The 12,458-nt window shown below is 67.9% G+C and carries 8 protein-coding genes; all 8 read right to left on the bottom strand.

The features are described 5' to 3' along the window. Positions 1-451 precede the first annotated feature (451 nt). Positions 452-2,821: a methyl-accepting chemotaxis protein gene (locus C1930_RS09625; RefSeq protein WP_108771590.1), complete on the bottom strand. Its 2,370-nt coding sequence runs from the start codon at positions 2,819-2,821 to the stop codon at positions 452-454. A gap of 97 nt (positions 2,822-2,918) precedes the next feature. Then, a complete protein-coding gene (locus C1930_RS09630; RefSeq protein ID WP_234412378.1) occupies positions 2,919-3,224 on the bottom strand; it encodes a hypothetical protein in 306 nt (101 codons plus the stop codon). A 218-nt stretch (positions 3,225-3,442) separates the two neighbouring features. Next, positions 3,443-3,934, bottom strand: a complete 492-nt coding sequence (locus tag C1930_RS09635; RefSeq protein WP_108749534.1) for a chemotaxis protein CheW — start codon at positions 3,932-3,934, stop codon at positions 3,443-3,445. A gap of 175 nt (positions 3,935-4,109) precedes the next feature. Further along, positions 4,110-4,883, bottom strand: a complete 774-nt coding sequence (locus C1930_RS09640) for a flagellar brake protein (RefSeq protein WP_108753014.1) — start codon at positions 4,881-4,883, stop codon at positions 4,110-4,112. A gap of 105 nt (positions 4,884-4,988) precedes the next feature. Next, the gene (locus C1930_RS09645) at positions 4,989-7,181 is read right to left on the bottom strand and encodes a methyl-accepting chemotaxis protein (protein WP_108771591.1); all 2,193 of its coding nucleotides are present in this window, start codon (positions 7,179-7,181) and stop codon (positions 4,989-4,991) included. Between the two features lie 3 nt (positions 7,182-7,184). Further along, the gene (locus tag C1930_RS09650; protein WP_159093583.1) at positions 7,185-7,658 is read right to left on the bottom strand and encodes a hypothetical protein; all 474 of its coding nucleotides are present in this window, start codon (positions 7,656-7,658) and stop codon (positions 7,185-7,187) included. 164 nt (positions 7,659-7,822) lie between these two features. After that, complete coding sequence (locus tag C1930_RS09655; protein WP_108771592.1) at positions 7,823-10,066, bottom strand: methyl-accepting chemotaxis protein; 2,244 nt, start codon at positions 10,064-10,066, stop codon at positions 7,823-7,825. 370 nt (positions 10,067-10,436) lie between these two features. Beyond that, the gene (locus C1930_RS09660; protein WP_108771593.1) at positions 10,437-12,425 is read right to left on the bottom strand and encodes a chemotaxis protein CheA; all 1,989 of its coding nucleotides are present in this window, start codon (positions 12,423-12,425) and stop codon (positions 10,437-10,439) included. Between the last annotated feature and the right edge of the window lie 33 nt (positions 12,426-12,458).

The following is a 12,458-nucleotide window of genomic DNA, read 5'->3' on the forward strand; positions in this document are numbered from 1 at the left end:
GTCAGAGCCCTTTTCCTTTGGAAAAGGGATCCGACCCCTGGGGCGGGATGCAGGGCGAGTGGGGTCAGAGCCCTTTTCCTTTGGAAAAGGGATCCGACCCCGCAGAGGCCCCGCAGCGTGCAGCTGTTGCTCTTGCTCTTCTTTCTTCAATCCGGGGTGGACGTGCGGGGAACTGTCCGGGGCCGGGTGGGTGGGTTGCGCAGGGGCGCAGGCGCCATGGATGGCGCCTACGAGCTTACAAGGACGTACTTGCAGCGTCCCCTGCGCGGCCCACCCACCCGGCCACCCCACGGAACCCAGCAGAAGCGCGTCCACCCCGAGGGGCTTCGCCGTTGGCTGGATCTATCGATACCCCGGAAACGAAAACGCCCCGGCACGGGCCAGGGCGTCTTGGGAAGGCGGGGGTCAGAGCCCTTTTCCTTTGGAAAAGGGATCCGACCCCGGGCAGGGATCAGAACTCCTGCCAGTCGCCGTCGGCCAGTTCGGTGGCCATCGGGCGACCGCCGGTGTTGCGACGGGCCGGTGCGGCGGCTGCGACCGGCGCGGCCGGTGCTGCTGCACGCGGTGCCGGGGCGCGCGGGGCGGCCACGGCTTCGGCTTCGTCCAGCACGAAGATCGACACGGCTTCGCTCAGGTGGCCGGCCTGTTCTTCCATGGCACGGGCGGCAGCGGTGGCTTCTTCCACCAGCGCGGCATTCTGCTGGGTGGTTTCGTCCATCTGCACCACGGTCTGGTTGACCTGTTCGATGCCGGCGCTCTGCTCCTGCGAAGCGGCGGAAATCTCGGCCATGATGTCGGTCACGCGCTGCACCGAGGCGACGATCTCGCCCATGGTGGCGCCGGCCTTGTGCACCAGTGCCGAGCCGTCGTTGACCTTGCCGACCGAGTCGTCGATCAGGCCCTTGATCTCCTTGGCCGCAGCAGCCGAGCGCTGGGCCAGGGTGCGTACTTCGCTGGCGACCACGGCAAAACCACGGCCCTGTTCGCCGGCGCGTGCGGCTTCCACCGCAGCATTCAGCGCCAGGATGTTGGTCTGGAAGGCGATGCCATCGATGACGCTGATGATCTCAGCGATCTTCTTCGACGACGCTTCGATGGCCGACATGGTGGTGACCACCTGGCCGACCACTTCGCCGCCCTGCGAGGCCACGCCGTGTGCACCGATGGCCAGCTGGTTGGCCTGGCGGGCGTGTTCGGCGTTCTGGCGCACGGTGGAGGTCAGTTCCTCCATCGACGCGGCGGTTTCTTCCAGGTTGGCGGCCTGCTGTTCGGTGCGGCGCGACAGGTCGCTATTGCCCGAGGCGATTTCGCCGGCGGCCGAGCTGATCGCACGGCTGGACTGCTTGATGCGGGTAACGATCTCGCTCAGCTGTGCGGCGGTGGCGTTGGCGTCGTCACGCATGCGGGCGAACACGCCCTGGTAGTCGCCGTGCATGCGCACGGTCAGGTCACCCTGCGACAGAGCAGCCAGCAGGCCGGAAATCTGCTCGATGCTGCCGGCGTTGGCGTCCAGCAGGCCGTTGATCTGCTGGGCCAGCTGCAGGAAGAAACCTTCCTTGCCGTCGGCGTCGATGCGGCCGGACAGGTCGCCGGCGGCGGCCTGGGCGATCACGCGCGCCACTTCGGCTTCCACCTGCGATTCCTGGGTGCGGTCGCGCCATTCCACCACGTAGCCGACGGTGTCGCCGTCTTCGTTGCGGATGGTCGACACCACCTGGGCGAACTGCGCATCGCCGTACTGCATCGGGCGACGGGCCACGCCGTGCTGCTTCAGGTTGGCCAGCAGGGTGTGGTCCATTTCGCCGCGGTGTTCCAGCACGGTCACCGGCTTGCCGATCAGCGAGGCCTGGGCATCGAAGTCGGGCAGGTCGCGGCGCAGCTCGTCCTGGTACTGCGACAGGGTCTGCTGCAGGGCGCGGTTGCTGTAGACGATGGTGTTGTTCGGGTCGGTCAGGTACACGCCGGTGGAGCTGTAGTCCAGGGCGGTACGGATACGCAGGTTTTCGCGGGCCACGGCAGCGTCGGTCTCGATGCGCTCGCGCAGGTCGCGCTGCATGCGCTGCATGGCCTGCATCAGCTCGCCCACTTCGTCCTGGCGGCTGACATCGATATGGCCATCGAGCTTGCCGCCGGCCACGTCGTTGGCGACCGAGACGGCACCGCGCACGCTGCCCACCAGGGCGCGTGCGAACAGCCAGACCAGGACCAGGCCCAGCGCGGCGCCACCCAGCAGGGCGATGACGGTCAGCACGGCCGAGGCCGAATAGGTGCTCGATGCCTCTTCGCGGGCGGCGCGGGCCAGGCGGTTGTCTTCGGCAATCAGCGCTTCCAGCGAGGCGGTGGCCTTGCGGTGCTTGGTGCGGGTTTCGCCGACGAAGGTATCGATGGCGTCGTCCGGCAGGTCCAGTTCGAGCATTTCAGACACGCTGTCGTAGGACGTCAGGGCGTCCTTCCAGTCGTTGGCGAACGTTTCGAACAGCTTCTTCTGCTGCGGGTTGTCGATCAGCCCGGGATAGGTCTTGATCGCCTTGTCCAGGTTGGTGCGCAGCTCGGCCACGCGCCCATGGGCTTCGGCCTTCACTTCAGCGCTGGCGCGCACCAGCTGCTGGTACTCGGAGTTGCGGATTTCGCCGATCATGCCGCGCATCTCGCCGGCCAGGCGGATGCTCTCCATGCGCGAGCCGGCCAGCTCGGTGGTGACATTGTTGAGCGAGTGCAGGCCGCGATAGGCGACGATGCCCTGCAGCAGCATCACCAGCAGGAGGACACCGAAGGTCAGCATCAGCTTCGGCATCAGTTTCAGATTGTTGATCCACGGCATGGGCGTTGCGATCTCCATAGGCAGACGCGCGCGGGCATCGGGCCCGCTTGCAGCAACCACGCCGACCGGCGGCCGGCGTGGCAGGACGGACAGCGGATTACTTGATGTTGGCCAGCTTCAGGCTGGACGGCGAGCTGACTTCGATTTCAGCGCGCGAGGCGTCGCGCTGGATCTTGCCGATCACGCAGACGGTCTTGCCTTCCAGCGATTCCAGCGGGAAGTTGAACTTGCCGCGGTTCTCGCCGGCGATGCGTGCCGAGAAGGTGTGGCGCGGGAAGGCGCCGCCCATGTACAGGAAGGTCGGCTGGCCTTCGGAACCTTCGGCGAAGCGGGCCTTTTCCACCTTGCCGCAGACCATGCCGTCCTTGCCGACCTGACGCGGGGCCAGTTCCGGCGGAATCATGTCGGCCGACTGGGCGAAGGCAGAAGCAGCAGTGGTGGCCAGCAGGGCAGCCGAAACGAACACAAGCAGGGACTTCATCGAGGTGATTCTCCGGGGATGGTGTGGACAGTCGATCCGGGCTGATGCGCTCCTGCGCACCCGGCTTCTGTCCCCCTATCGGCAAGCTGACGGGGAACTGAAGGGGACCTTTGTCGAAGTGTGAAAAAAAGTCCGCGTGCTCAGGCGGCGGCGTCTTCCAGCAGGGCCGCCTGGCCCATGTCGGCGCTGTCGAGCAGGGTTTCGATGTCCAGCAGGATGAGCATGCGGTCGTCCTGGGTGCCGATGCCGGAAATGAAGCGGGTGTCCACGGCGGCGCCGAATTCCGGGGTCGGGCGGATCTGCTCGGCGGCCAGCGGAATGACGTCGGAGACGCTGTCCACCACGATGCCGACCACGCGGTCTTCCACGTTCAGCACGATCATCACGGTGAAGGCGTCGTAGCGCGCGTTTTCCAGGCGCAGCTTCAGGCGCAGGTCGATGACCGGCACGATGGTGCCGCGCAGGTTGATCACGCCCTTGATGTAATCCGGCGCGTCGGGCACGCGGGTGACCGCGTCGTAGCCGCGGATTTCCTGCACCTTGAGGATGTCAACGCCGTAGTGCTCGGCGCCAAGGGTGAAGCTGAGGAATTCGCCACCGGCGCTGGCGGTGGAGCTGGTCTTGTCGTTCATCGAGGGTCCTGGTTCGGCCGGTAGTCCCGGTGTCAGCCTCGATATCGGCCCCGCGGCGGGGGACTTTAGGTGGGGTTGGGTGCATCCACACATGGCGTGGATCTACCGGGGTGGGTGGCGGGCAGGGGTCAGAGCCCTTTCCTGCGGAAAGGGATCCGACCCCGGGGTGGGCGCCTTAGAGCTCGCCGTTCTGGCGCGCCTTGCGCTGGCGGTCGATGCGGAAGATGTAGCGCTGGATGGCGCTGTCGCCGCCGCGTGGCAGGTCGTCGAAGCGCATGCCGATCCGCTTCACTTCGATGCCGTTGGGCTGGCGCTGCGGCAGCATGTTGCAGACCACCAGGCTGATCGGCAGGTCCGGGCCGTCGGGCATGGACAGGGTGGCGGCGTAGCGCTTCTGCAGGGTGAACAGCGCGCAGTCGCTGGGCACGGTGATGGCCAGGCCGCCGCCGCTGATATCCACCACGCGCATGGACAGTGCGTCGGCACCGGCTTCACCGGCGGCCAGGCTCAGCTGCGGCGAGTCGGTGATGGGGGTTTCCAGGCGGTACAGCTCGCGGCGCTGCAGGTGTACCAGCTCCTCGGGCAGGTGTGCGCGGAAGGCGACGTGACCGTCGTTGTCCACGCGCTCCAATGCCTGCAGCCGGAACCGCACCAGCACCCGTTCCAGCTGGGCGAAGCACAGCAGATGGTCGGCCTGTTCGGCGGCACGGTTGGACGCCTCCTGCGGACTGCCGTCCAGCAGCAGGGTGTCTTCGTCCTCGTCGAGGTCGAGCAGGGCGGTAGGGAAGGAACGATCGCGCCCGTCGATATGGGCGTTGATCAGGGAACGCTGGTCGATCAGCGAGCGCAGCAACTGGCGCAGCTGGCGGGGGTTGCGGACCAGGAACCGCTCGTCGGCGGCGTCGGCCGCGTGGGTGTCACTCAATGCAATGTCGTGGCCGTCGGACATGGAATCTTGGGTCTGGGGCGGGCGCCAGCGCGTGTTGGCGCGCGGCTTACTGGGGGTATCGGCCGCGCGCCGGAAATATGTAGCCCGTCAAACCCGCTGCCGTGGTCAGCCGGGCAGGCGGGACACCGGCCGTGGCCCGCGTTCGACGCTGCGCAGGTGGCGGCTGTTGTCCAGATGGAAGCGTGCCACCGCCTGCGCCAGCACCGTGGCCTGTTCGCCCATGCCCTGGGTGGCGTGCGCCGAGGCCTCCACCAACGTGGCGTTCTGGCGGGTGTTGGCATCCATCTGCGCAATACTCTGGTTGACCTGTTCGATGCCGGCGCTCTGCTCCTGCGAGGCGGCCGAAATCTCGCCCATGATGTCGGTCACCCGCTGCACCGAGGCGACGATCTCGCCCATGGTGTCGCCGGCGCGCCGTACCAGGGTGGAGCCTTCGTCGACCTTGCCGACCGAATCGTCGATCAGGCCCTTGATCTCCTTGGCGGCCGCGGCCGAGCGCTGGGCCAGGGTGCGTACCTCGCTGGCCACCACGGCAAAGCCACGGCCCTGTTCGCCGGCACGCGCGGCTTCCACCGCAGCGTTCAGGGCCAGGATGTTGGTCTGGAAGGCGATGCCATCGATGACCGAGATGATGTCGCCGATCTTTCGTGATGCGGCCTGGATCGCGCCCATGGTGCTGATCACCTGGCCCACCACGTCGCCGCCCTGGTGGGCAACAGCGGCGGCGCCGCTGGCCAGCTGGTTGGCCTGGCGTGCGTGCTCGGCATTCTGGCGCACGGTGGCAGTCAGTTCTTCCATGGTGGCCGCGGTTTCTTCCAGGCTGGCCGCCTGCTGTTCGGTGCGGTCGGCCAGGTGGTCGTTGCCGCGGGCGAGGTCGGCGGCCGCGCCGGTCAGGCTGCCCGAGGCGGTCTGGATGCTGCCGACGATGGCGGTGAGCTGGGCGATGGTGGTGTTGGCATCGTCGCGGATGCGGGCATACACACCGTGGAAATCGCCCTGCATGTGCGCGGTCAGGTCGCCGCGCGACAGCGCCGCCAGCAGCTGCGAGATCTGCTCGATGCTGTAGGCGTTGGCGTCCAGCAGGCTGTTCAGGCGCTGCGCCAGCTGCAGGAAGAAGCCGTCCTTGCCCGCCGTGCCCACGCGCTGGCTGAAGTCGCCCTGGGCGGCCGCTTCAACGATACGCCCCAGCTCTTCTTCCACCTGCAGTTCGCTGGTGCGGTCGGCCCATTCCACCACGAAGCCCTGGCGCTGGCCGTCGTCGCCGATGATCGGATTGATGATCAGGCGCATGCTGCGGCCGCCGACGCGGATCTGCGCGTGCCAGGTGCCGGTCAGCGTGTCCAGCAGCCGGGCCTGGTGGGCGGGATTGCGATGGAAGATGTCGATGCTGCGGCCGATCAGGTCGGTGGCGCTGAACTGCGGCAGGTCGCGGCGCAGGTCCGCTTCGGCTGCGGCCAGCATGTGCTGCAGCGGACGGTTCACGAACACGATGTTGCGCTCGCGGTCGGCGATCATCACGTGGGTGGTGACATCGTCCAGCGCGGTGCGGATGCGCAGCGATTCGCGCGTGGTCTGCTGCTCGCTTTCGCGCCGCTGCAGCAGGCGGTCACCGGTCTGCACCAGTGCCGCCGCCAGCGAGTCCGGCGGGAACCGGGCGTTCTGCAGGTGCTCGGGCACCGGCTGGTCTTCGGCCAGGCCCCGCGCCAGCTGTGCCAGCTGCTGCGGGTCGTGTCCCAGCAGCAGCAATTGACGGCGCATCTGCACAGCCATCAGGCTGAGCAGGCCGGCTTCAACCACCACGTACAGGGCGTGCAGGGCGAGGGTGCCCAGCCCGCTGCCGGCGGCAAACACCGGGTAGGGCAGGCCTTGCACCTGCAGTGCGTAGAACAGCACGTGATGGACGGCAATGGCGCCGGCGGCGACCACGATCGGCAACCAGTCGCGGTAGTACAGCAGCAGTGCGATCAGCACGATCACCGTGAAGTGCGTTTCCAGTTGCCCGTGGGTCTGGTGGATGAGCGTGGCCGACAGCACCATCCAGGCCAGGGCCACGGTGCAGCGGCTGAGCCGGGTGCCGGGCAGCCAGTAGACCTGCAGCGTGGTGACCAGCAGTGCCGGCAGCGCGACCCCCAGCCACGGCGCCCAGGCGCCACTGCGTACCGCCAGCACCAGCGAGGCCAGCACCAGGCCGGCGGTGACGACCAGGAACAGGCGGTCGGCGGTGGTGGACAGCGCGCGCAGGAACGGCAGCGATCCGGCGCGGACGGGCGTTGCATGAGGGGCAGGGGATGCGTGCATGCACTACTCCTTGAGGCATGGGCATGGGGTGGCGAGGATCACGGCTGCCTGCGGCTGTGCCAGCAGATGGTTCACCAGGCGCGCGGCCGCAGGGCCGGTGCCGCCGCAGCCAGGGTCGAGCCGGGCGGGGCCGGCATAGACCAGTTGCTGCTGGTGCAGGACCAGCCAATCGAACGGCAGGGCCAAGGCGCTGGTCTGCAGTGCGCTGCCGGTGGGCAGTACATCGTGTCCATCACAGGGGCAGTGGTCGGGCAGGCGCAGCAGCAAGGGCTGCTGGGCGCTGGCGGTCAGCACGTCCTGCGGCAGCTGCGCGAGCAGATCGGTGGCATTCCAGCCGCCCGGTTCAGGTGCTGCCGCGCGCGATTGCGTCCACAGCAAGGGCAGGGTCCAGCCCAGCCACAGTGAAAGCAGCAGCACCCCGGCCAGCGGGCGCCAGTCTCGAACCGGTTTCGCAGGGGCGGTGGGGCGGGCGGACATGGGCGTGCACGCGTTGGGCCGTAGTTCGTTAGCGGCCGGTGCGGCGTGAAGCTGAAGGGCGATCGCATCACGGCGCCGGGACGGGCCCGGCGCCTTTTCCACGGGGAAGCCGAGCATGGCTCGGCTCTACAACACCGGCGCCGGGCAAACCCCGGCGCCTGCGCTTAGAACTCCTGCCAGTCACCGTCGCCGGCCAGGGCCGGCTGCGGTGCCGCCTTGCGCGCACGCGGCGCGGCCACGGCCGGTGCGCTGACCGCCTTGCGCGGCGCAGGCACCGGCGGCGCCGCGACACGGACCGGTGCACTGGACAGACCCGGGGTGGCAAGGCGGAATCGCGCCACCGCTTCACCCAGCTGCGCGGCCTGGTCTTCCATGGCGCGTGCGGCAGCGGTGGCTTCTTCCACCAGTGCGGCGTTCTGCTGGGTGGTTTCGTCCATCTGCACCACAGTCTGGTTGACCTGTTCGATGCCCGCGCTCTGTTCCTGCGACGCGGCGGAGATTTCGGCCATGATGTCGGTCACGCGCTGCACCGAGGCCACGATCTCGCCCATGGTCGCACCGGCCTGGTGCACCAGCGCCGAACCTTCGTTGACCTTGCCGACCGAATCATCGATCAGGCCCTTGATCTCCTTGGCCGCTGCAGCCGAGCGCTGTGCCAGGGTACGCACTTCGCTGGCGACCACGGCGAAGCCACGGCCCTGCTCGCCGGCACGGGCGGCCTCCACCGCAGCGTTCAGCGCCAGGATGTTGGTCTGGAAGGCGATGCCGTCGATCACGCTGATGATCTCGGCGATCTTCTTCGACGAGGCTTCGATGGCCGACATGGTGGTGACCACCTGGCCGACCACTTCGCCGCCCTGCGAGGCCACGCCGTGCGCGCCGATGGCCAGTTGGTTGGCCTGGCGGGCGTGTTCGGCGTTCTGGCGCACGGTGGAGGTCAGCTCCTCCATCGACGCGGCGGTTTCTTCCAGGTTGGCGGCCTGCTGTTCGGTACGGCGCGACAGATCGCTGTTGCCCGAGGCGATTTCGCCGGCGGCCAGGGTGATGCTGGAGGTGCTGGCCTGGATCTGGCCGACGATCTGGGTCAGCTGGGCGACGGTGGTGTTGGCATCGTCGCGCATGCGGGCGAACACGCCGTTGAACTGGCCGTCCATGCGCGCGGTCAGGTCGCCTTCGGCGATGGCCTGCAATAGCGTGGACAGCTGGCCCAGGTTGCCGTCGGCCACCTGCATCATGGTGTTCAGGTTGTCGATCATGGCGCGGAAGTCGTGCGCGAAACGATCGGCATCGCCGCGCTGGCTGAAATCGCCGGCGGCGGCAGCGCTGGCCAACTGCTGGATCTGCGTGTTGATGGCCAGCAGGCTGGACTTGGCCGCATCCATGGCTTCGTGCAGGAAGGCGCGGGTGCCCGGCAGGCGGCGCGCATCTTCGGTCAGGTTGCCGGCGGCGTACTGGTTCAGCACGTCGATGGCATCGCGGATGGCATCCAGGTGTTCGAAGATGACGGTGTTGATGCCGCCGGCCAGCTGGCCGTACACGCCGGGGAAATCTTCCGGAATGCGGTGGCTGATATCCGGGCCGGCATGCATCTGTGCCATCAGCTGGGTCTGTTCCGAGAAGCGCCGCAGCATGGCGGTCATCTCGCTGGTGGCGGCCAGCATGCGCCCGGCCTCGTCGTTGCTGGTGGCCTGGGTGGTTACGCTCAGGTCACCGCGCGAAACGGCCTGGATGGCCTGCACGGCCTTGCCCAGCGGACCGGTGACGGCGCGCGAGATCACCACGGCCAAGGCTGCGGCGACCAGCGACAGCAGCACGATGCAGCTGATGATGGCGATCAGGCTGTTGCGGTGGGTGGCGTTGGCATCGTCGATCTTGCCCTGCATCTGCGAGCTGAGATAGGCGCTGAGCGCCTTCATGTCTTCGAAGGCCTTGCGGCGCAGCGGGCGCGACTGCTCGTCGGATACCTGCTGGGCCAGGGCGGCGTCACCGGCGGTGGCGGCGTCACGCAGCTTGGTGTTGGCGGCGAAGTAGGCATCCACGTCGGCCTGCACCGGCTGGTACAGCGCGCGTTCCTTCTCGCCCGACGGCAGGGCGGCATAGGCGGCCAACTGGTCGCGAACGATCTTGGCGGTGTCGGCCATGCGCGTGTTGTACTCGGCTACCTTTTCCGGCTTGTCGAGCATGCTCAGCTGGGCCAGCTCGTAGGTGCGGAATTCGCCCAGCTGCGAGCGCACTTCGCCCAGGTACTGCACGGACGGAATATCGTTGGTGGCCATCGCGCGCAGCTGCGCGTTGGCCTCGGACAGGCGCACCAGGGCGAACACGCCCAGGATGACGGTCATCAGGGTGGTCAGGGTGAACCCCACCGCCAGCTTGCGGGCGATGGGCAGATCGTGGAACCACTTCATGCAGGGTGCTCCGGATGGGCAGGTGCCGGCGCGGGTGCGGCGGCGTAGGGGGTGGTTGCAGGAGGGAACGGTCGTGCCGGTGGGGGTTCGGTGAAAGCCGTCAAAGCGAGATAGCGGCGCTGCGCGCGGGGACTTTATGGACGGATGTCACATTCGCTGGCGTAGGGATGGGCGCCTGCAGGCCTTGCGGGGTGGGGGCCTTGGGGTATCTGGATGGTTGCTGGGGAAACTGCAGGGGCGACCGGTGTCACAGTGCGGGGGTCAGAGCCCTTTCTGCGAAAGGGATCTGACCCCGGGGATCTGGCCCCGCAAACAGAGCCGCCGCCCAGGTGGGCGGCGGTTGGGTGGTGCACGGCGATGTAGGCGGCGGTCAGGCGGCCTGCGGCATGCGCAGCGAGCGCACCAGGCCGCCGATGTCCACGATCAGGGCCACGCGGCCATCGCCGAGGATGGTGGCGCCCGATACACCGCCGATGCGGCGGTAGTTGTTCTCGATGTTCTTGACCACCACCTGCTGTTGGCCGACCAGTTCGTCCACTTCCAGCGCGATCTTCTGGCCATCGCCTTCCACCACCACCACCAGCGATTCGCTGTTGGCGCGGCGGTTGCCGTAGCCGTAGTACTCGGTGAGCGACAGGATGGGCAGATATTCGCCGCGCACGCGCAGCACGCGGCCTTCGCCGGCCATGCTGCGGATGTCCTCGGGCTGCGGCTGCAGCGCTTCCAGCACGTAGGCCAGCGGCAGGATCAGTGTTTCGCCGGCCACCGCCACGGTCATGCCGTCCAGGATCGCCAGGGTCAGCGGCAGGCGGATCAGCGTGCGGGTGCCGCTGCCCAGGCTGCTTTCGATCTGCACTTCGCCACCCAGCGCCTGGATGTTGCGGCGGACCACGTCCATGCCCACGCCGCGGCCGGACAGGTCGGTCACTGCATCGGCAGTGGAGAAGCCGGGCTGGAAGATCAGGTCCCAGACCTGCGAATCGGTGGGGTTGTCCGGCACGCTCAGGCCGCGCTCGTGGGCCTTGGCCAGGATCTTGTCGCGGTTCAGGCCGCGGCCGTCGTCGCTGACTTCGATGACGATGTGGCCACCCTGGTGCGAAGCGGCCAGGGTGATGGTGCCGGTCTCGTCCTTGCCGGCGCCGCGACGCACGTCGGGCATTTCCAGGCCGTGGTCGATGGAGTTGCGCACCAGGTGGACCAGCGGGTCGGCGATCTTTTCGATCAGGCCCTTGTCCAGTTCGGTGCCTTCGCCAATGGTGCGCAGGCGCACCTGCTTGCCCAGGCGGCTGGACAGATCGCGCACCAGGCGCGGGAAGCGGCGGAACACCGCGTCCACCGGCAGCATGCGCACGCCGATCACCGCTTCCTGCAGGTCGCGGGTATTGCGTTCAAGCTGGTCCAGGCCGGCGAAAAGACGTTCGGCATGCACCGGATCAATCGCATGCGATACCTGCTTGAGCATGGCCTGGGTGATGACCAGTTCGCCCACCAGGTTGATGAGGGCATCGACCTTGTCCACGCTCACGCGGATCGAGGTCTCTGCTTCGGCAGCGGCCGGCGTGGCTGCAGCGGCAGCTGCAGGTGCGGCTGCAGGTGCAGCGGCCGCCGTGGCGGCGGGTGCCGGCGGTGCCTGGGTGGCCAGGCTGGGCGGTGCGGCCGGACGGATATCCAGTTCGCAGTCGTCCAGTACCCAGGCGAAAGTGTCTTCGATCTTGCTGCGCGGCACCTTGCCGACCAGGCCCAGGTCCCAGGCCAGGTGGGCTTCCAGCGGGTCCAGCTGGGCAAAGCCCGGCAGGCGGTCCATGCGTGCGGCCACCTGCAGCGAGCCCAGGTGTTCCAGCTCGCGGATGATGCGCAGCGGATCGTTGCCGCTCATGAACAGCGACGGCGCCGGGGTGAAGCCGATCTGCCAGGCCTCGGGGGTGTCATCGACCGGGGCGGCCGCTGCTACCGGGGTGCTGGCCGCAGCCTGCCCGGACAGCACCGCTTCCAGGCGGGCCTTCACTGCGGCCACCGACGCCGGGTCGGCGGCCTGGCCATGTTCGGCTTCACGCAGCAGTGCGCGCAGCACGTCCACCGAGGACAGCATGGCGTCCACTGCGGTGGCTTCCAGGGCCCGCTTGCCGGCACGCAGCTCGTCGAGCAGCGTTTCCAGCACGTGGGTCAGGCCGGCAATGGTGTCAAAGCCGAAGGTGCCGGCGCCGCCCTTGATGGAATGGGCGGCGCGGAACACCGAATTGATGATTTCCGGATCCTGCTGCCCCGATTCCAGGGCAAGCAGCCCGGCCTCCATGGCGTCGAGGCCTTCGCGGCTCTCCTCGAAGAAGGTGGCGTGGAAGCGTTGCAGGTCCATGCTCATGGCAGCGGTAATCCGGAAACGTGGGGAAGGGGC

The organism is Stenotrophomonas sp. SAU14A_NAIMI4_8, from assembly GCF_003086695.1.
Taxonomy (GTDB): domain Bacteria; phylum Pseudomonadota; class Gammaproteobacteria; order Xanthomonadales; family Xanthomonadaceae; genus Stenotrophomonas.